Source organism: Blautia sp. CAG:257 (assembly GCF_000433815.1).
In the GTDB taxonomy this organism is placed as follows: domain Bacteria; phylum Bacillota; class Clostridia; order Lachnospirales; family Lachnospiraceae; genus Blautia_A; species Blautia_A caecimuris.
On the sequence record NZ_HF999080.1, the window covers coordinates 12,844 to 13,202 of the forward strand.

Annotated in this window: 1 pseudogene; it reads left to right on the forward strand. The window is 38.4% G+C overall.

Features of this window, described 5'->3' with window-relative positions:
• A pseudogene (locus QVP40_RS09870) lies at positions 1–359 on the forward strand (OLD family endonuclease); the annotation flags it as partial.

Here is a 359-nt window from a genome sequence, read left to right on the forward strand (position 1 = left end):
CAAAAAGTGCCAGGTGATTTTTTCCACTCATGCGGCAAATCTTCTGTCAAATTTTAACAGCAGACAGATCCGTCAGATGGTTCAGGGAGAGGACGGGTATGCCAGAATCAGTGAAAAAACAGATATCAGCGCAGTTCTGGATGATCTGGGGTATTCCGCAGGAGATCTGATGAATGTAAATTTTGTGTTTATTGTAGAAGGAAGGCAGGATAAATCAAGACTTCCTCTGCTTTTGAAAAAATATTATTCAGAGATGTATGATGAAAATGGAAATCTTCAGAGGATTGCGATCATTACGACAAACAGCTGTACTAATATCAAAACCTATGCCAATCTGAAATATATGAATCAGATCTATC